Origin of the sequence: Marinobacter albus (genome assembly GCF_030238305.1) — a bacterium.
In the GTDB taxonomy this organism is placed as follows: Bacteria; Pseudomonadota; Gammaproteobacteria; order Pseudomonadales; family Oleiphilaceae; genus Marinobacter; species Marinobacter albus.
The window spans coordinates 440,124-458,091 of record NZ_JASSQD010000002.1; the positions used below are offsets into that span (position 1 = coordinate 440,124).

Consider the following 17,968-nt stretch of genomic DNA (forward strand, 5'->3'; position numbering starts at 1 on the left):
TGCGGGCAATGAACAGAAATGGCACCAATACGGTGCATAAATGGGAAAGATGCACCGTATTGGTCGGTGCTGGTGGGGTTACCAGGTGATGCTGTCGCCGGTGACCGGGCCAGAAACGGCGAGCCGACTTCCCGGTCTTCTAAAACCAGCACACCTTCCCGTTGGTTTATTTTTCAATCAATTTGATTGTGTAAATCCGGGATCCGATTCCTGCTTTTGGTTTTCCTGTTGTTCTTTCCACGCCGCGTAGCGGTGCAGATCCGATTCGACCAGTTTCAGACACAGGGCGACAACACCGGCGTCGTCGAGGAAACCAAAACCAAAGATCAGGTCGGGAATGACATCAAGCGGGTTGAGCACGTACAGCAGGGCGCCGGCGACTGCGGCGATGGTCTTCCAGGGGACACTGCGGTAGTTGCCGTACCAGTAGTCCCGGATCATCGAGAACATCAGTTTTATGTCGGCACTGAAGCGCTTGAGCCGGCCACTGCCTTTCACCTTTTCCTCGATGGCTCGCTGGCGTTCGAGCACCGTCTCCAGATCGGCCCGATGCACCTTCGCGGATTCGGCGTTCAGTTGTTCCTCGGCGTTCTTCTGACTGAACAGGGCCATAAACGGGTGTCCTATACGCTTGCTGAGTGTCACGTCTGTCAGGTCGTATGATCGCTCAAGCCTGCGTGTATTGCCAACCGCTCAGGTTTCCGGTGCTACCGGTAGCGATCCCGAAGTGGCGCCGGGATCTGGGCCAGTTGTCTGGTCACCAGCGCCGCCATGGCGGCGTGGATGGGGTCGGTGTCGAGGCCCGGTTCCAGGTGCTGGAGGAGGTGGCCGGCGGCCTCGGCGGTTGCCAGGTGATGGTCCCCCGGAGCCTTGCGGATAACGTAACGGGAGGGCGGCGGTGCGGCAAAGTGATACCTCGGCAGCTCGCCGATCCGCCGGTTCAGGTGCAGGATCTTGGCCGCCTTCCGCCAGGTGCCGTCCAGTAGAACCCAGTGATGGATGCCTTGCAGGTCGGCCTCTTCGAGGGCCTGACTGTCTGGCCCCGGGAACAGTACCGCGGTACCGGCCAGGGGGATGTTGTCGCCCAATCCGGCCTGGCGAAATTCTGCCGGGGTCTCACCGACAAAGACCTGGAGCCTTGTCAGGCACTGCTCGAGGATTCTCAGGGTTCCCTTGCTCCGGCCGACTTCCGAGGGGTGCTGCAATACGGTCAACGGGGTCTGGTTTGGCACGGCGCTGCAGTGGTCACAGACGCAGATGTTGGGGTGCAGGTGGCAGCGGCGGCATAGGTGTCTGGGCACGCGTTGGCTTACCACCAGGCCTTGCCCCACATTTCCGGGTTGGCCCAGTTGTCCGGATTGTTCCAGGCTCGCTTATGGTTATAGGTGTCCAGATTGTAGGTATACAGGGTGAGTATGCCGTGGTCGCCCTGCACTTCGGCATGGCGCCGGAAACCCAGGCCAATGAAATCGGTAAACGCCCAGTCCGGGGTATCGCCCACCAGCACTGCAATCTGGTGAGTGCCATAATTTCGCAGTTGGCCCAGAAGAAGAGCACCCTCGTCGTGGGGCAGGTGTTCCAGGGTATCCGAGATCAGGGCCAGGTCCTGCACGGTGTCGAGCGGCAAGGCGGCATTGGGATCGGTGGTGTCGAGGCTGCGGACACGGGCATTACCCTTATGCTGCTGCCAAATGGCGGCCACTTCGTGGGCAATGCTGCCGCAACACAGAAGTGTTTCCGGCTGGGTCGAGTCGATGATGCGCGCGAGTATTTCCCGGGGGCTGCCAGTCGTCGTCATAAAATGGGCCAGTCCGCTGCGTCCACTGTGTGTAATCCCACGGGCTGGTCGGCGTGTCCACCCCAGCGGTCCACAAAGGTGCCGAGGGGGTCGTACTGTTTCGCCTGCTTCTCCAAGTTGAACTGTCTCAGTCCGCGGGGATCAGCCCCTACGCCAGCCAGGTACTGCCAGTTGCCGTAGTTGCTGGCTACATCATAGTCGATCAGCTGCTGCTCGAACCATGCCGCGCCATAGCGCCAGTCCAGTTCCAGCTCGTTGACGAAGCAGCTGGCGACCAGTTGTCGGGCCCGGTTGCTCATGTAGCCGGTCTCCCGAAGCTGATTCATCGCGGCGTTTACCAGCGGGTATTCAGTGTTGCCCTGGCACCAGGCCATGAACCGGTGTCCGTAAAAGGTGGCCGGTCGGCGCTTGCGCTGAACGCCGTCGCGGCGAAACAGGCTGGCGCGGTGTTTCAGGGCGTACCAGTGGAAATACTCTCGCCACAGCAGTTCGAACCAGAGCCAGTAGGTCGATTCGTTCTTCGTGTCACTGCGTTCGTATTCGGCAATGGTCTCTGCGACCTCCCGGACCGACAGCGACCCGTTGGCCAGCCAGGGGGAAAACTTGGATGACGCGTCCCATGTGTCGAGGGCATTGCGGGTTTCCTTGTAATTGTCGATGCCATGCCTGACGAACAGGAACTGCCGAAGTTGCTCCAGTCCGGCCTCTTCGCCACCAATAAACTGGAGCGGATGCTGGGGTTTGGCAATTGGCGGGCATTCGCCCCGGTTGTCGTCGGCAAACCCCGGTGGGGGGGGCAGTGCGGTCAGGGTCCGAATCCGCAAGCGTTCTGTACAGCGCTCCCCGGTTTTTTCCACCTGCTTGCGGAACTGTGAAAAGGTATCGGGGAGCTCGGGCAACGCCATGGGCAGCGAGCCCTCGGTGAACAGGCTCAGGGTTTCAAACTGCTGGAAGAGCGTGTCGGGCAGTTGTTCCTTGAGAGACTGCCACTGGATGGCTTCCTGGGTGCCAGGCTGCCGGGAGCGCACGACCCGGGCAATGCCATGGGCGTGCACCAGCTCCGGGATTACCGTCTCTGGTTTTCCATAGGCGATACGCAGGCGTTGGCCGAGCGGTCGCAGGCCGCGCTCCAGCGCCATCAGGCTCTGCCACAGAAAGCGCCAACGGTGCTCACCCATGGCCCGGCTCTGGAACTGTCCCGGAGAGAACCAGCGGGGATCCACCACAAAGACACACAGGAGCATGTCCGATCGGGAGGCGGCCAGCAGGGCCGCGTTGTCGTGTAACCGGAGATCCCGGGTGAACCAGTAGAGAGTGTTCAAGGTGTCGCGTTCCTTTCCAGTCTGCTAATGCTGAGGTGTACGTGCCGCTCTCTGCAAGAGATTATTGCCGGAGGCAGGACGGGCCCGAGCGATAGTCTGCTTCCAATCCACGCCGTATTGCCTGGGTGCATAGCAGAGACCACCCCCCAGAGGCCTTCTGGCGAATCCGTCTGGCACCTGCTTGAATGTTGAGATTGTGCGTGTCGTTTCCGCTGAATGGTGCTTTTTTGCAGAGGAGTTTTCCCATGATTAAATCCCGCGCTGCGGTGGCCTTCGAGGCCAACAAACCGCTCGAAATTGTCGAAGTCGATGTGGCGCCGCCGCAGAAAGGCGAGGTTCTGGTGCGCATCGTCGCGACCGGTGTCTGCCACACCGATGCCTATACCCTGTCCGGCGCCGATCCCGAAGGCCTGTTTCCGACCATCCTCGGTCACGAGGGTGGCGGCATCGTTGAAGCGGTGGGCGAGGGGGTAACCAGCCTGGAAGTGGGTGACCACGTCATCCCGCTTTACACCGCCGAGTGCGGCAAGTGCAAGTTCTGCACCTCCGGAAAAACCAACCTTTGTGGCGCGGTACGGGCGACCCAGGGCAAGGGTGTTATGCCCGACGGCACTTCCCGGTTTTCGTACAAGGGCCAGCCGCTGTATCACTACATGGGCTGCTCCACCTTCTCCGAGTATACCGTTCTGCCGGAAATCTCCCTGGCCAAAATTCCCAAGGAAGCCCCGCTGGACAAGGTCTGCCTGCTCGGTTGTGGTGTCACCACCGGCATCGGTGCGGTGTTGAATACTGCCAAGGTGGAGGAAGGTGCGACTGTGGCTATCTTCGGTCTCGGAGGCATTGGCCTGGCGGCCATCATCGGCGCCAGGATGGCCAAGGCGGGTCGCATCATCGGTGTCGATATTAATCCGGGCAAGTTTGACATCGCCAAACAGCTGGGCGCCACCGATGTGGTCAACCCCAACGATTACGACAAACCGATCCAGGACGTGATCATCGAGATGACCGATGGCGGTGCCGACTACACCTTCGAGTGTGTGGGTAACGTCAAACTGATGCGGGCCGCACTGGAGGCCTGTCACAAGGGCTGGGGCGAATCCACCATCATCGGCGTGGCCGGTGCCGGCGAGGAAATCAGCACCCGCCCGTTCCAGTTGGTCACCGGTAGGGTCTGGCGCGGTTCCGCCTTCGGCGGTGTGAAAGGCCGTACCGAGCTGCCGTCCTACGTGGAAAAGGCCGAGAAGGGCGAGATCCCGCTGGATGTATTCATCACCCACGAGATGAAGCTGGAAGACATCAACAAGGCGTTCGACCTGATGCACGAGGGCAAGAGCATTCGCTCGGTCATTCACTTCTGAGCCAGGGCCGCTGCAGGCGGGGTGTTCCCCGCCTGCAGCGCGCCTAGCGGTCGGTCAGCTTGAGTTCGATGCGCCGGTTTTTCTGGAGGGCCTCCGGCGAAGTGCCCGATGCCACCGGGAAAAATTCCCCGAAACCGGCGGCCACCATGCGATTCTCCGGTACGCCCTGATCGGCCAGATAACGGACCACCGCCACGGCCCGGGCGGTCGACAGCTCCCAATTGGACGGGAACTGGGGCGTGTTGATGGGAATCAGGTCGGTGTGACCATCAATCCGCAGGATCCAGTCGATGTCTTCCGGAATGGATCCCACCACATCCAGTAGCACCCCGGCGAGTTTGTCGAGCTCGCGCTTGCCATCCTCGCCCAACTGAGCCGAACCCGAGGCAAACAGCAACTCCGAGGGCAACAGGAAACGGTCACCGACCACCCGGATGTTTTCGTTGTCCGCCAGGATGTCCCGCAGCCGTGAGAAGAACTCCGACTGGTACTGTTCCAGCTGGTTGACCCGCTCGGCCAGCAAGGTGTTCAGGCGGCGGCTGACCTCCTCCAGCTCGCCTTCTTTCTCCGCGGTTTCCTGCTCCTGAAGCTTCAGGGCGGCAGTGATCTGTTTCAGTTGCGCCTGCAGCGACGCGATCTGGTTGGACAGCCGCATAATCATGGCCTGCTGGCTGGCCGACAGTTCATCCTTCTCCGACACCTCGTCATTGAGGTTCGCCAGTCGCTCCGACTGAGCCTCGGCGGTGGCCGTCTGCTGCATCAGCTGGTTGCGGGTGAGTTCCAGCCGTTGCTGCAGGTCGTCGCTGCGCTCCTGGCTGGCGCTGATCTGCTTTTCCAGGGCTTCGGACCGGCTTTTTTCCAGGCCCAGCAGCTGGGAAATCTCGTTCAGACGCTGGTTCAGACGGGCCAGTTCGGTGTTGCGGTCCGACAGGGTCTGTGACAGGTAGAGCTGGCTGACGACATAGATCAGCAGCATGAAGATCACCAGCATCAGCAGGGCCGACAGGGCATCCACGTAGCCGGGCCACACATTGGTGGTGGTGCGGGCCCTGCGTTTTGATCCGATCATGACTGCAGGTCGTCTTCGCCAGCGATGTCCACCAGAGTGGTGACACCGGTGAGCCACTCCTCGAGTCCGTCATAGAAGCGGTTCTGGGCATGCCCGGCCTGGATGTCCAGGAAGCCGAGAATCAGGGAGCCGCCCAGACCGAGCAGCGACGAGCTGAAGGCCGTGCCCATGCCCTGAAGGGGCGTCAGCAGGCCGGACTGAAGATCGGCAAACACCGTACCGAAATCGCCCTGGCCCATATCGAGATTGGCAATGACATCTCCCACCGCGTTGATGGTGCCGAGCAGGCCCCAGAAGGTGCCCAGCAGCCCAAGGAAAATCAGCAGGCTGATGAAATAACGGGTGATTTCCCGCTGTTCGTCCATTCGCGAGTGAATGCCGTCGAGCACGGTGCGCAGGGCCAGGGTGGAGAGCTTGAACCGGTCGCGCTTCGACTCCTCGCCGAGCTGGCGCGCCAGGGGCTTGAGCAGGCGAGGCTCCTGCAGGACGGAGAGCCCGGAATGCCCGGTGCGGAACTGGGAGATCCAGCGCAACTCCGGGAACAGCACGAAAACCTGGCGGTAGGTCAGGCCGATCCCGACGATCAGCACCCCGACAATCAACAGGTTGAAGACCCAGTTGGCCATGAACGCGGTCGCCAGTGGTTTGTGGATCAGAGCGCCGACGACCACAACCACGGCCAGAAAAAGCGTCATCCAGAAAAGGGTGTGCTTTGGATTGCTCATGAACATCGCCAGTCTTTGATGGAAGTATCAGGAAAACATAGCACAGCCCGGGCGCAGTGAAATGACGGTATGGTCAGATCGCGCCCGGCGGTTGGTTGTTGATTGATCGATTCAGTTTATATAAAGTGAACGCATTAACAATAAAGAAAACGGGTCTTGCTATGTTTGGACAAACGCTCGCCGGCAACACAGTATTCAATGGCGCCCATCCGGAAGAGGTTTCCGGCTTTGTGAATGACCACATCGGGCATCACCGTCTGGAACTGAAAGGCCAAAGCACGGCGGCGGCCAGCCTCAGTTTCCGCGAATTTGCCGGGTTCGGGCTTTCCCGGATCAGTTACGGCAATCAGGTCCGGGTGAAGAGTCCGGAGCTGGATTCGATCTACCATTTTCAGATCGTTACCCGGGGAGAATGCGTGTGGCATCAGTCCGGAGAGCGGCTTCGGCTTCGCACTGGCGAGGCGATGATGGTCAACCCCTATGAAAAGATTGACCTGGAGTATTCCGCGGATTGCGAAAAGCTGATCATCAAGGTGCCGGAGCCGGTTCTGGAATCGGCCCGGTCTGCACGACCGGTCAGGCATGGGGAAGAGAAGGTCCGATTTGAGCGGACGCCGGTGGATCTGAAGTTGTGTCCCACGTTGGCAAATATCCTGAGTGCGGTCTTCTGCGAGCTGGAGGAGGGCGGGGACGAAGAGGTCGGCCTGGTCTCCCTGCCGTATCGGGAAATCATCCTGAAGAAGCTGTTGAAGGTGTTTCCAAGCAACTGTGCCAGCGACGACGGTCAGCCGGCTTTTTCGCCCGCCGTGTGCCGGATGGTTCGCTACATCGACCAGAACCTTAAACGCAACATTGATGTCGAGGAATTGTCCGCGATTTCCAACATGAGCGTCCGGTCCATCTACAACGCCTTCTCAAAGGGGTTTGCCACCACCCCGAAATACTATGTCAAACAGCGGAAACTGCAGCAGCTACGGGAGGACCTGCTGGCGGGCCAGTGCCGTAACGTAACGGAAGTTGCCCTGGATTACGGTTTCAGCCATCTCGGGCGGTTCTCGTCCGATTACCGGAAAATGTTCGGGGAGCTGCCTTCGGAGACCCTGCGCATGGCCGGTTAATTCCCGCCCTGCTCGGTTTTCTGGTGCCCGCAGATCTGCCGGGTGACCTTGCTGGCGCAGTTTCTGACCTGCTCGAACAGTTCCGAACCTTCGCTGATGTCGGTGTCCCGCTCGAGGCCGAGCAGGGTAATGACGGTGACGATGGAGCCGTTGAGGTCGTGAACCGGCATGCTCAGTACGTTGATCTCTGGCAGGTAATCACTGAAAAATGCGCAGTAGCCAGCTTTCCTGATGGCTTCGAGGTGGGCCCCAAGCTGCTCCCGCGGGATGTCCTTGCCCTTGTGCTTCGGCAGCGTCGCCGACTGCTTGTAGAACCGGTCGATGATCTGTCGCCGGCGTTCGTCCGGGAGGCTGGCCAGATAGATCCGGCCGGCGGCGGAATTCAGGGGCGACAGTTCTGCGCCCAGACGCACGTTGACCGAGATCGGCTGACTCGAGTCCAGCCACTTGATGATCAGCGGCCCGGATCCATTCCAGACCGTGACCGATACGGTCTTGTCGGTGTCCTCGTTGAGCTGGTCCACGGCCTCGTAGGACAGCTGGATCGGATTGATCCGGCGCAGTGCTGAAATGCCGAGGGTCAGGCTGGAGTTTCCGAGCGTGTACTGGGTCTGGTTGACCTGATTGATGTAGCCTTCGCGCAACAGACTGACCAGGTATTTGTGGGCCCGGCTGGGTGAGAGATCCAGTGCGCCGGACAGCTCCTTCAGCGTCGGTGGTCGGGACGCACTGGCAATGTAATTCAGGATGTGCAGACCAATCTCGAGAGATCCTATTCCCTGCCGCTTGGGGCTTTCATCTGTCATGTAGGCGGTCGCTATGAAGTGTTTGATCGTTCCGGACGCGGATCGGACACAGGTGCCGGGAAGACGGTCGGCGCCTGTGTCCGCGTGCGGTAAGGGTACCAATTCTGAGTGCTCAGTTCAGAACGAGTATTTCGCCATTACCTCAACCTGCTGACCTTCGGGGATCAGTGGGCCGAAGGCCAGATTGTACTTGCGCCACTCTACCCCAACTTCCAGCTCCGGAATAATGTTATGGATCAGGTTGACGCGCGGTGACTCGTAGTCGGTGTCCGCCTGATCATCCACCTCAACCATGGTGTACGCCACATTGGCGCGCCACTGGTCGTTGAAGACGAGCCGGAAGCCAGCGTTGAACCCGGTCTGGCTGACCGCATCACCATTCTCCACATCGGTGGCCAGGGAACCGCCGACACCGACGCCGGTAAAGGCGCCCAGTCCGTCACCATGGTGGGCGTTCAGGGTCAGACTGTGGCGTCCCAGTTTGATCTCGGAACCGATGGCACCGCCGCCGACAAAATCGCCGTTGGCCACTTCCCGGCCGCTGGCGGTCAGGATCAGCCGGTGGCCGCCGTCGAAGTTCAGGTTGTAGTTGATGGCCAGGTCGGGCACGTCCGCGTCGTTGTTGACGGGATCCTGGGCCGTGATCCGGAAGCCGCTGAACTGGTAGCTGGCCAGGGTGGTGCGGAAGTTAAGACCACCCAGCGTACCGCGAGGCCCGCCCAGGAAATCCAGGTAATCGTTGTAGGCGACGGCCCAGAACTGGCCGGTCCAGGTCTGGCCGACGGTGGCATCGTCCACCTTGATAAAGGCGTGGCGCAGTCTGAGGTCGTTGTTCTCGCCCGGATAGAGCCCACCGTAAAAATCGCCCTCCACAAACCCCACGATGGTGTGGCCCTGTTTCTGGGTGACGGTCTTGAGGTTGATGCGGCTCTGATTGGCGCGACCGAAGAAACGGGATTCACCCTGTTCGGGGTCCTCGTAAATGCCTTCCGCTTTCAGGTAGCCACCGATGCTGACGCTGGTGTCGTTGTAGGTGCCGAGATCAAAGGCGTAGGTTGGAGTTGCGCTGAAGGTTGAGGCAACCGCCAGCGCCATGAGTGATTTCTGATAGTTCATTTGCCTTCTCCTTGTTGTTTGGCAAGTGAACTATCGGTGATTCAGTGAGGCTCAAATATCCCGAAAATGAACATCGTTATCCGTATTTTGTACATTTAGACGCTGAGCGCGGTTTCGACCTCTTCCAGGTTCCGGTCCAGCTCTTCGGAGCTGCCGTCAAAGTGAACCTTTCCTTTAACAACAACGACATGACGGTCGCAGAGCTTTTTCAGGGCCTTGATGTTCTTGTCCACGATCAGGGTCGAAATGCCGGATTCCCGGATGGTGGCGATGACGTTCCAGATGTCCTGGCGGATCAGTGGGGCCAGGCCCTCGGTGGCCTCGTCCAGAATCATCAGCCGGGGGTTGGTCACCAGGGCACGACCGATCGCCAGCATCTGTTGCTCGCCCCCCGACAGCTCCGTGCCCAGGTTCGCTAACCGTTCCTGGAGGCGGGGAAAGGTCGCCATGACCCGGTCGAAGTCCCAGCCGGATTTGCCGTTGCTGTCCGGGCGGGCGGCCATCTGCAGGTGTTCTTTGACCGTCAGGTTATGGAACATGCCCCGGCCTTCCGGGACATAGGCTATGTCCCGGCGCATCCGTTTCCATGTGGGCAGATGGCTGATGTCCTGGCCGTCGAAAACAACCTGGCCGCTGCGTGGCCCGACGATGCCCAGAATTGATTTCAGGGTCGTGGTCTTGCCCATGCCATTGCGCCCCATCAGGCTCATGGATTGCCCTTTATCAAGCCGGAACGACAGGTCGTGCAGGATGTGGCTGCGACCGTAGAGCGTGTTGAGGTTCTTCACTTCCAGAAGGCTGTTGGTCATGCCGCTTCCTCCTCCTCTTCCTTACCGAGATAGGCCTCTTTTACCTGGGGCTCGTTGCGCACCTGGTCCACCGTGCCGGTGATCAGATGGGTGCCGTTGTCGAGCACGGTCAGCTGGTCGGACAGTTCGAAAATGGCGTCCATATCGTGTTCAACCAGCACAATGCTGTAGGTCTTCTTGAGTTCGTTCAGCAGCTCGATAATGCGCAGGGATTCCTCGTGGCCCATGCCCGCCATGGGCTCGTCCAGCAACAGGATGCACGGATCGGTTGCCAGCACCATCGCGAGTTCGAGTTGTCGCTGTTCTCCGTAGGAGATTTCAGCGGCAATCGTGTGGATGCGGCGATCAAGGCCCACCTGGCAGAGTGCCTTTTCCGCGGCTTCCCGGACCAATTTGTTGGCATGGCGCGAGGCAAACAGGTTGAAACTGCCGGTGAAACGGCGCTGGGCTGCGACCGCACAGTTTTCCAGACAGGTAACCTCGGCATAGATATTGGTTTTCTGGAAGCTGCGGCCGATGCCCCGACGCACGAACTTCCAGGGTTTCATGCCGTCGATCCGTTCACCTTTGTGAAAAATGCAGCCACTTGTAGGATTCAGGGTCCCACACAGCATGTTCAGCAAGGTGCTTTTGCCGGCCCCGTTGGGGCCCACCACGCCGTGCAGTTCCCGGTCCCGGAACTGCAACGAGATGTTATCGAGTGCCTTGATGCCGCCCCAGTGTTTGCTGAGGGATTCGGTTTCCAGAATGATGTCGTTGGCCATGATTATTTCTCCAGCAGTTTTTCAAGATAACCGGCCAGGCCTTTGCGCAGGAGCAGGACCATGAGGATGATGGCGCCGCCCATAAGCAGCATCCAGTCCTCGCTCATGTGCTCGAAAAGGTACTGCAGACCCTCGTAGGTGATGGCGCCCAGAATGGCTCCATAGATAGTGCCGAGGCCGCCGAGGATGGACATCACCAGGGCGGTACCGGACATTTCCCAGGTCATGAATTGCGGATTCACGTAGCCGTACTGCAGGGCAAACAGCAGACCGGCGTAAGCCGCGAGAGTGCTGCCGATGACGTAGCTGATCAGGCGGAACGCAAAGATGTTGTAGCCAAGGGCCTCGGTACGCTCCGGGTTCAGTCGGCTGGCTTCCACGATGCGGCCAAAGCGCGAACGCAGGATGATCTTGATGGCCAGCAACGTCACCAGGACGGCCAGCAGCGCCAGGTAATAGAAGTGCGAGGGGTTGTCCAGGTTCAGGAAGCTCAGGCCAAAAATGCTGGTCTCCGGCTTCATGAAAATGAACAGGCCGTCGTTGCCACCGAACTCCAGGGAATCGAAGAAGAAGTAATAGGCCATCTGGGAGATCGCCAGGGTGATCATGATGAAGTAGATACCCGACGTCCGCAGAACCACAACCCCGACGACCAGTGCCGTCAGCGCGCTGACGGCCAGGATGTACAGTGCGTAGATCCAGAAATTTACGGCTTCATACTCCGGCGTGAGGATCACGAACAGGTAGCCGCCCAGGCCATAGAACAGCGCGTGCCCCAGGGTAACCAGGCCAACCCGCCCCACCAGAAAATCCAGTGACATGACGAACACGGCCAGAATCAGAACGGTGGTGGCTTTGCCCACGAAGAAGGAATTGTCCTCCAGGAACAGGGGAAGACACAGGGCGATGACAAAGAAGATCGCCAGGACGATGCGCTCGGTGCGTTTCTCGAAAATCATGTTCGGCTCCCGCTTACTTGGCGAACAGGCCCTGGGGCTTCACCAGCAGCACCAGGATCATGAAGATGTAGATGATCATGTTGGACAGGGTGGGCATCAGTACCGCGGCGAAGGTGCTGATAATGCCGACCATCAGAGCTCCCACGAAGGCGCCCTTGATGGAGCCCATGCCACCGATCACCACCACCACGAAGCAGGTGATCAGCACGCTCTCGCCCATGCCGGGAACGATGGAACGCATGGGGGCGGCAATGATGCCCGACACCGCCGCCAGCATGACGCCGATGGCGAACACGATGGTGTAGAGGCTTTTGATGTTGACGCCCAGGGCCTCGACCATCTCCCGGTTGGACTCACCGGCACGGATCAGCATGCCCAGGCGGGTTTTGCTCACGACGAAATAAAGCGCGGCGGCAATGCCAATGCAGACCAGGGCCGCGAAGATGCGGTACACCGGGTAACTGGAATTGTCGGTGAAGGGCACCGAGCCGCTCAGGGTCTCGGGCACGGCAACGCCGTACGGATCGTTGCCCCAGAGAATGCTCTGCAGGGAGTTGAAGACAAAGATCATGCCGATGGTCAGCAATACCTGGTCCAGGTGATTGCGGTTATAGAGCCGCTGGATCAACACCCTTTCGATCAATATGCCCAGACCGAGCGCGATGGCTGCCGAGAGAAGGGCGGATGCGGTGAAGCTGCCGGTCACGGCAACGAAGTACCACACCAGGTAGGCGCCCACCATGTACATGGAACCATGGGCCAGGTTGAGAATTCCCATCACGCCGAAGACCAGGGTCAGGCCGGAGGCGATCAGAAACAGGAGCAACCCATACTGGATACCATTAATGAGTTGCACGAAGAAAAGTTCGGTAGACATAACGATACCCAACGGTTGTACGGATAAGTCAGTTCAGGGGGGAGGGAAACTCCCGGCGGCTGCCGGGAGTCATCGGAACCCTTGCTCAGATCCTGCAGCCGCGGGCCGGATCTTCCAGCGCCTGGGCGGCAACGGTCTGCACCACGTTCACGCCATCTTTCACTTCCCGGAGGTAGATGTTCTGGATCGGGTTGTGAGCCTTGGAGAAGGTGAATGCACCGCGCGGGCTGTTGATGGTCAGTTTCTCCATGGTGCTGATCACCGCCTGCTTGTCGGAGATGTCGCCGCCCAGCTGGTCGATGGTGTCGGCGATGGCCTGACCGGCGTCGTAGCCCTGCACGGCGTAGATGTCGGGGTAGTGGCCGTATTCGGTGTTGAAGGCTTCACGGAATTCGTGGTTCTCGGGAATGTCGAGCTGCTCCGCGTAGTGCAGGCCCGTCATGATGCCCTCGGCGGCAGGGCCCTGGGCCTCCAGAGTGCCTTCGGTCAGGAAGCCGGAACCCAGCAGCGGGATCTTGCCGCGCAGGCCCATGGCGTCGTAATCCTTGGCAAACTTGATAGCCCCGCCGCCGGCGAAGAAGGTGAACACGGCATCCGGTTGCTCGTCGGCAATGTCACTGACGTGGGACTGGAAGTTGGTGGACGGGAAGGGCAGCAGGACCTTCTCAACGATCTCGCCGCCACCGGCCTCGAAGGATTCGGCGAAGGCATCCAGGCTCTCGCGGCCCATGCCGTAGTTCCAGCTGATGGCGTAGACCTTTTTATAGCCCTTATCGAGAGCGACCTTGCCCATGGGGTAGGACGGCTGCCAGGACGAGAAGGAGGTCCGGAACACGTTGGGCGAACACAGGGGGCCGGTTGCGGCGGCCGAACCCGCGTTGGGGATGATCATGATGGTGTCCTTGCCGCGCAGCATCTTGATCATGCCCATGGCAACACCGGAGTGAACCGGACCGATCACGAAGTCCGCTTTGTGCTGGTTGAGCAGCGAGGAGGCCAGTTCCGGGGCCCTTGAGGGCTTGGCCTCAGTATCCAGCTCAACGAACTCGATTTCGGCACCGTGCAACTGGTCGACACGTTGTTTCAGGGCCAGCCTGAGGCCGTCCCGACCGGCCTCACCCAGCTGGGCGTAGATGCCGCTGAACGGCAGCATGACACCGATTTTCACCGGGTCGCCGGCAGCCGCCAGGGCAGAGGTAGAAAGCCCGGCGGCCAGGGTGGTTGCCAAGGCAGTGCTGGCAAGGGTTTTAATGGGGTTCATGTGCTCACCTCAATTTTGTTGTTGTGGGTTCTGTCATTAGAGGCGGGAAGGGGCTTAAGAAATATCCGTTTTCTGCACAGGCGTGTCCGGTGGTTGCAGAGCCGGGATGGAAGCGATGGATTTCAGTGGATTGGGGCACAAAAAAGCCCAGGGGCTGAGCCGCTGGGCAAGGGGTCACATGGAGAAGACCCTGGGAAGACAACACACCGCCACCAGGACGGTCTCGCCTGGCCGATGGTCAGACCAGGTTACGAATCAGCATCTGGCTGAATTTTTGCGGGCATTCCACCGAGGGAACATGGCCAATCCCTTCCAGGATGACCGGTTCCTGCGCGCCGCTGCACTGGGCCAGTGCCTGAAGTGTTTCCGGGGGTGTGGCCACGTCGTCAGTGCCGCCGATCAATGCCAGTGCCACCTGGTGGTGCCCGAGTTGCTCACGGAAATCGGCCCGGCCCAGCATCTCGCACAGCAGGGCATAGCTGCGGTTATCACCGCGCCCCATGATCACCCGCCAGCCTTCCACCAGCGCTGGCTGTTGTTCACAGGCGTTGGGTCCGAACCAGCGTGGCACGATGTCCACGGCCATGGTCTGGAGCCCGAGTTCCAGTACGTTGGCCGAACGGGTGTTCCAGGCGTCGGCGGTGCCAATGACCGCTCCGGTATTGGTGAGCGTGGCGGACAGCAGGCGGTCGGCGTGCTGGCTGACCAGTTGCTGGCCAATAACGCCGCCGATTGAGGTGCCGACAAAGTGAAACTGCTCGACCCCTGCGTTGTCTGCCAGCGCCAGGGCTTCCCGGGCCAGGTCGTCCGGGGTGATCCGGCTGGAACCGGCCGGCCAGGCGGCGCTTGCGCCGTGGCCCGGCAAATCCCAGGTCAGCACCCGGAATTTGCCCAGTAAGGACGGCAGCATGTCGTCCCAGACACCCTGGGTCATGCCCAGGGGGTGGGCCATCAGAATCAATGGCTTGGCGCTGTCGCCGAGCAGGCGGTAACAGAGTGTACGGCCGTTGTGTTTGAGAAATGCCATGTTTTGCTCCCCGGCTCAGACCCGTTCGATGAGTGTAGCAATGCCCTGACCTACCCCGACACACATGGTGCACAGGGCATAGCGGCCGCCGGTGCGCTGCAACTGATGAGCGGCGGTCATCAGCAGACGGGCGCCGGACATCCCCAGGGGATGGCCAAGGGCAATGGCGCCGCCGTTCGGGTTAACCCGGGGATCGTCATCGGCAATGCCCAGTTCACGCAGCACGGCCAGGCCCTGGGCGGCAAAGGCTTCGTTCAGCTCGATTACATCAAGCTGGTCGATGCCGATGCCCTGTTTCTCCAGCAGCTTGCGAACCGCCGGTACCGGGCCGATGCCCATGATGCGCGGCTCCACGCCGGCCGTGGCCATGCCGAGGATCTTTGCCATCGGCTTCAGGCCCTGTTTGTTCACGGCAGCTTCACTGGCCACCAGCATGGCGGCGGCGCCGTCGTTGACGCCGGAGGCGTTGCCGGCCGTCACGCTGCCATTGTCACGGAAAGGCGTGGGCAGGGCGGCGAGCTTCTCCGGGGTGCTTTCGCGAGGGTGTTCGTCGGTGTCGAAGACAAGCGGATCCTGTTTCCGGGGCGGAATCGAAACCGGCACGATCTCTTCGGCGAACACACCATCCTGCTGCGCCCGGGCCGTTTTCTGCTGGGAGCGAAACGCAAACAGGTCCTGATCTTCCCGGGAGATATTGAACGTTTCGGCGACGTTCTCCGCAGTTTCTGGCATGGAGTCGATGCCGTACTGCTTTTTCATCAACGGGTTCACGAAGCGCCAGCCGATGGTGGTGTCCTCGATCTTCTGGCCGCGGGAGAAGGCGGTGTCGGCCTTGCCCATCACGTACGGGGCGCGGGACATGGATTCCACGCCGCCGGCCAGCACCAGCTCCATTTCACCCGCGCGGATGGCGCGGAATGCGGTGCCCACGGCGTCCATGCCGGAGCCGCACAGCCGGTTGAGGGTGGTACCGGGTACGGAAGTGGGCAAACCAGCCAACAGCGCGGACATGCGGGCCACGTTTCGGTTATCTTCACCGGCCTGATTGGCGCTGCCCATCATCACTTCGTCGATGGCGGCCGGGTCCAGCTCCGGGGCCTGCTCCAGCACGGCCTTGAAAATGTGGGCGGCCAGGTCGTCCGGGCGCACGCTGGCAAGGGTGCCGCCGAAGCGGCCGATGGCCGAACGGCGGGGGTGGCAGAGAAATACGTCAGTCATAACTTGCCTCACTGTTGGCCAGATTGAGTTGAAGAGTGATGGGCGTTTGTGCGTGCCTTCAGATCCCGCAGCACGTCCAGTTCCCTGGCCGTGGGAGCCGGGGTGGTTACCAGCTCGTCGGCGAAGCGGATGTCCCAGCCGGTGGCCTCGATCACATCTTCCCGGGTGACGTTCGGGTGCAGGGAGGTGACCACCAGTTCCTTGGTTTCCGGGTCCGGCTTGAGGATACACAGGTCGGTGATCACCACGGTGGGGCCGCGGCCGATGTGAGGGACGTTATCCCGGGCCTTGCCGTCCCGACCGAAGCCGACGGTGGTCACAAAGTCCACGTCCTTAACGAAAGTGCGCTTGGAGTGCTTGACGGTAATGAACACTTCCTTCGCGTTGGTGGCTATTTCCGGTGCACCGCCACCGCCCGGCAGGCGGACCTTGGGCTCCCGGTAATCGCCGATCAGGGTGGTGTTCAGGTTGGCGAAACGGTCGATCTGGGCGGTACCCAGAAAGCCGACACTGATGTGACCGCCCTGCAGCCAATAGCGAAACATCTCCGGGACCGACACCGTGGTCAGCGCGGATTCGCACAGCTCGCCGTCACCGATGGACAGGGGCAGAACGTCCGGCTTGGTCTGCAGAGTGCCGGATTCATAGATCAGGGTGACGTCCGGAGCGTGGGTCAGGCGCGCCAGGTTGGCGGCCTCGCTGGGCAGACCAATGCCCACGAAGCAGGTCATGTCGTTGGTCAGCGCCCGGGCGGCCGTGACGCTCATCATTTCCGAAGAGGTAAATTCGAGGCTCATCACGCAGCTCCTTTTTCAAAAACGTTTTCTTTCAGCCAGGCCTGGAAGGTGTCTCTGTCACGGGCAATGCCATCCCAGTCCTTGTAGAAGGCGTTGTCCCGGTCGTAGTAACCCAGGGCGTAGGAGGGTTTGGCACCTTTCGGGGCTTCGGCAATGGCGGTGATCGCCCAGGACGGCAGCACGCAGGCGTTTACGGAGGCACCGAGGTCGTCGACGACTTCTTCCACGGTGACGATGCTGCGTTTGGCGGCCAGGACCACTTCCTTCTGAATACCGACGATGCCCTCGATCAGCACATTGCCCTTGCGGTCAGCCCGCTGGGCGTGAATCACGGCCACATCCGGGCGAACGGAGGGCACGGCAGCCAGGCGCTCTCCGGTGAACGGGCACTCGATGAATTTGATCTGGTCGTTCACCTTCGGCAGGTCGCTACCGACGTAACCACGCAGAACCGCCAGCGGCAGGCCGGCGGCCCCGGCTTCATAGGCGTTGGCCATGGCGGCGTGGCTGTGCTCAAGGATCTCGATCTGGTGCGGCCAGCCTTTCTCAACCGCGTCTCGCAGCCGGTGCAGGGAGCCCACGCCCGGGTTACCGCCCCAGGAGAAGATCAGTTTCTTCGCGCAGCCGGCACCGATCATCTGGTCGTACACCAGGTCCGGTGTCATACGGATCAGGGTCAGGTCGCGCTTTTCCTGACGGATGATTTCGTGCCCCGCGGCAAACGGAATCAGGTGGGTAAAGCCTTCCATCGCCACGGTGTCACCGTTGTTGATGTGTTTGCTCACCGCTTCCTGGAGGGAGAGGAATTCAGCCATCGCAGTGTCTCCTTCGTGTCTCGGTTGATAAGTTCGATATGCGAACAGAAGTTTAATATGCGAACATAATGGCGCGATTCGATTTGCATCGTCAAGTACAAATTTTCACCAATTTCGAAAAGTGCACGG

At 60.4% G+C, this 17,968-nt stretch carries 19 protein-coding genes; 2 read left to right on the forward strand and 17 right to left on the reverse strand.

Annotated features, from left to right (window positions below; genetic code table 11):
- Positions 1–177: 177 nt before the first annotated feature.
- From QQF73_RS13515 to QQF73_RS13530, 4 genes are all read right to left on the reverse strand, one after another.
- A complete protein-coding gene (locus QQF73_RS13515) occupies positions 178–612 on the reverse strand; it encodes a YkvA family protein (protein WP_219867759.1) in 435 nt (144 codons plus the stop codon).
- A gap of 95 nt (positions 613–707) precedes the next feature.
- Complete coding sequence (locus tag QQF73_RS13520; RefSeq protein ID WP_324125173.1) at positions 708–1,331, reverse strand: tRNA-uridine aminocarboxypropyltransferase; 624 nt, start codon at positions 1,329–1,331, stop codon at positions 708–710.
- A complete protein-coding gene (locus QQF73_RS13525) occupies positions 1,310–1,798 on the reverse strand; it encodes a DUF6231 family protein (protein WP_219867761.1) in 489 nt (162 codons plus the stop codon). The genes QQF73_RS13520 and QQF73_RS13525 overlap by 22 nt, the downstream gene beginning before the upstream one ends.
- Entirely contained in the window at positions 1,795–3,120 is a 1,326-nt protein-coding gene (locus QQF73_RS13530; protein WP_219867762.1) for a DASH family cryptochrome, read from the reverse strand. The genes QQF73_RS13525 and QQF73_RS13530 overlap by 4 nt, the downstream gene beginning before the upstream one ends.
- Positions 3,121–3,365: 245 nt before the next feature.
- Here QQF73_RS13530 and QQF73_RS13535 point away from each other — a divergent pair, with 245 nt between their 5' ends.
- Positions 3,366–4,478 (forward strand): S-(hydroxymethyl)glutathione dehydrogenase/class III alcohol dehydrogenase, encoded by a 1,113-nt coding sequence (locus QQF73_RS13535; protein WP_219867763.1) that lies wholly within the window; start codon positions 3,366–3,368, stop codon positions 4,476–4,478.
- Between the two features lie 43 nt (positions 4,479–4,521).
- Here QQF73_RS13535 and QQF73_RS13540 read toward each other — a convergent pair whose 3' ends face one another.
- Together QQF73_RS13540 and QQF73_RS13545 are read right to left on the reverse strand one after the other, a co-directional pair.
- Positions 4,522–5,547: a peptidoglycan -binding protein gene (locus tag QQF73_RS13540; RefSeq protein WP_218636411.1), complete on the reverse strand. Its 1,026-nt coding sequence runs from the start codon at positions 5,545–5,547 to the stop codon at positions 4,522–4,524.
- A complete protein-coding gene (locus tag QQF73_RS13545) occupies positions 5,544–6,272 on the reverse strand; it encodes a MotA/TolQ/ExbB proton channel family protein (protein WP_218636412.1) in 729 nt (242 codons plus the stop codon). The genes QQF73_RS13540 and QQF73_RS13545 overlap by 4 nt, the downstream gene beginning before the upstream one ends.
- A 161-nt stretch (positions 6,273–6,433) precedes the next feature.
- Between QQF73_RS13545 and QQF73_RS13550 the strand changes: the two genes are divergently transcribed.
- Positions 6,434–7,390, forward strand: a complete 957-nt coding sequence (locus QQF73_RS13550; RefSeq protein ID WP_285368543.1) for an AraC family transcriptional regulator — start codon at positions 6,434–6,436, stop codon at positions 7,388–7,390.
- On the opposite strand, the gene QQF73_RS13555 is transcribed toward QQF73_RS13550, so the two are convergent.
- From QQF73_RS13555 to QQF73_RS13605, 11 genes are all read right to left on the reverse strand, one after another.
- A complete protein-coding gene (locus QQF73_RS13555; RefSeq protein WP_285368545.1) occupies positions 7,387–8,196 on the reverse strand; it encodes an IclR family transcriptional regulator in 810 nt (269 codons plus the stop codon). The two genes, QQF73_RS13550 and QQF73_RS13555, sit on opposite strands and share 4 nt — an antisense overlap.
- Positions 8,197–8,313: 117 nt before the next feature.
- Positions 8,314–9,312: a porin gene (locus QQF73_RS13560; protein WP_285368547.1), complete on the reverse strand. Its 999-nt coding sequence runs from the start codon at positions 9,310–9,312 to the stop codon at positions 8,314–8,316.
- A 95-nt stretch (positions 9,313–9,407) separates the two neighbouring features.
- Positions 9,408–10,121: an ABC transporter ATP-binding protein gene (locus QQF73_RS13565; protein ID WP_219867769.1), complete on the reverse strand. Its 714-nt coding sequence runs from the start codon at positions 10,119–10,121 to the stop codon at positions 9,408–9,410.
- Entirely contained in the window at positions 10,118–10,885 is a 768-nt protein-coding gene (locus QQF73_RS13570; RefSeq protein WP_218636417.1) for an ABC transporter ATP-binding protein, read from the reverse strand. The genes QQF73_RS13565 and QQF73_RS13570 overlap by 4 nt, the downstream gene beginning before the upstream one ends.
- Before the next feature lie 2 nt (positions 10,886–10,887).
- Positions 10,888–11,844: a branched-chain amino acid ABC transporter permease gene (locus QQF73_RS13575; RefSeq protein WP_218636418.1), complete on the reverse strand. Its 957-nt coding sequence runs from the start codon at positions 11,842–11,844 to the stop codon at positions 10,888–10,890.
- 13 nt (positions 11,845–11,857) lie between these two features.
- Positions 11,858–12,721, reverse strand: a complete 864-nt coding sequence (locus tag QQF73_RS13580) for a branched-chain amino acid ABC transporter permease (protein WP_218636419.1) — start codon at positions 12,719–12,721, stop codon at positions 11,858–11,860.
- An 85-nt stretch (positions 12,722–12,806) separates the two neighbouring features.
- Positions 12,807–13,982: an ABC transporter substrate-binding protein gene (locus tag QQF73_RS13585; RefSeq protein ID WP_285368550.1), complete on the reverse strand. Its 1,176-nt coding sequence runs from the start codon at positions 13,980–13,982 to the stop codon at positions 12,807–12,809.
- A 238-nt stretch (positions 13,983–14,220) separates the two neighbouring features.
- A complete protein-coding gene (locus QQF73_RS13590) occupies positions 14,221–15,009 on the reverse strand; it encodes an alpha/beta fold hydrolase (RefSeq protein WP_218636421.1) in 789 nt (262 codons plus the stop codon).
- A gap of 15 nt (positions 15,010–15,024) precedes the next feature.
- Positions 15,025–16,227, reverse strand: a complete 1,203-nt coding sequence (pcaF, locus tag QQF73_RS13595) for a 3-oxoadipyl-CoA thiolase (RefSeq protein WP_285368552.1) — start codon at positions 16,225–16,227, stop codon at positions 15,025–15,027.
- 8 nt (positions 16,228–16,235) lie between these two features.
- Positions 16,236–17,024, reverse strand: a complete 789-nt coding sequence (locus tag QQF73_RS13600) for a CoA-transferase subunit beta (RefSeq protein WP_219867774.1) — start codon at positions 17,022–17,024, stop codon at positions 16,236–16,238.
- Positions 17,024–17,839: a CoA transferase subunit A gene (locus QQF73_RS13605; protein ID WP_218636424.1), complete on the reverse strand. Its 816-nt coding sequence runs from the start codon at positions 17,837–17,839 to the stop codon at positions 17,024–17,026. Before QQF73_RS13605 ends, QQF73_RS13600 begins: the two co-directional genes overlap by 1 nt.
- Positions 17,840–17,968 lie beyond the last annotated feature (129 nt).

Coding starts and splice junctions, on each gene's coding strand:
- QQF73_RS13590 (WP_218636421.1), bottom strand. CDS start 15,009: ATGGCATTTCTCAAACACAACGGCCGTACACTCTGTTACCGCCTGCTC.
- pcaF (WP_285368552.1), bottom strand. CDS start 16,227: ATGACTGACGTATTTCTCTGCCACCCCCGCCGTTCGGCCATCGGCCGC.
- QQF73_RS13600 (WP_219867774.1), bottom strand. CDS start 17,024: ATGAGCCTCGAATTTACCTCTTCGGAAATGATGAGCGTCACGGCCGCC.
- QQF73_RS13555 (WP_285368545.1), bottom strand. CDS start 8,196: ATGACAGATGAAAGCCCCAAGCGGCAGGGAATAGGATCTCTCGAGATT.
- QQF73_RS13535 (WP_219867763.1), top strand. CDS start 3,366: ATGATTAAATCCCGCGCTGCGGTGGCCTTCGAGGCCAACAAACCGCTC.
- QQF73_RS13565 (WP_219867769.1), bottom strand. CDS start 10,121: ATGACCAACAGCCTTCTGGAAGTGAAGAACCTCAACACGCTCTACGGT.
- QQF73_RS13580 (WP_218636419.1), bottom strand. CDS start 12,721: ATGTCTACCGAACTTTTCTTCGTGCAACTCATTAATGGTATCCAGTAT.
- QQF73_RS13545 (WP_218636412.1), bottom strand. CDS start 6,272: ATGAGCAATCCAAAGCACACCCTTTTCTGGATGACGCTTTTTCTGGCC.
- QQF73_RS13525 (WP_219867761.1), bottom strand. CDS start 1,798: ATGACGACGACTGGCAGCCCCCGGGAAATACTCGCGCGCATCATCGAC.
- QQF73_RS13515 (WP_219867759.1), bottom strand. CDS start 612: ATGGCCCTGTTCAGTCAGAAGAACGCCGAGGAACAACTGAACGCCGAA.
- QQF73_RS13585 (WP_285368550.1), bottom strand. CDS start 13,982: ATGAACCCCATTAAAACCCTTGCCAGCACTGCCTTGGCAACCACCCTG.
- QQF73_RS13550 (WP_285368543.1), top strand. CDS start 6,434: ATGTTTGGACAAACGCTCGCCGGCAACACAGTATTCAATGGCGCCCAT.
- QQF73_RS13560 (WP_285368547.1), bottom strand. CDS start 9,312: ATGAACTATCAGAAATCACTCATGGCGCTGGCGGTTGCCTCAACCTTC.
- QQF73_RS13540 (WP_218636411.1), bottom strand. CDS start 5,547: ATGATCGGATCAAAACGCAGGGCCCGCACCACCACCAATGTGTGGCCC.
- QQF73_RS13575 (WP_218636418.1), bottom strand. CDS start 11,844: ATGATTTTCGAGAAACGCACCGAGCGCATCGTCCTGGCGATCTTCTTT.
- QQF73_RS13570 (WP_218636417.1), bottom strand. CDS start 10,885: ATGGCCAACGACATCATTCTGGAAACCGAATCCCTCAGCAAACACTGG.
- QQF73_RS13605 (WP_218636424.1), bottom strand. CDS start 17,839: ATGGCTGAATTCCTCTCCCTCCAGGAAGCGGTGAGCAAACACATCAAC.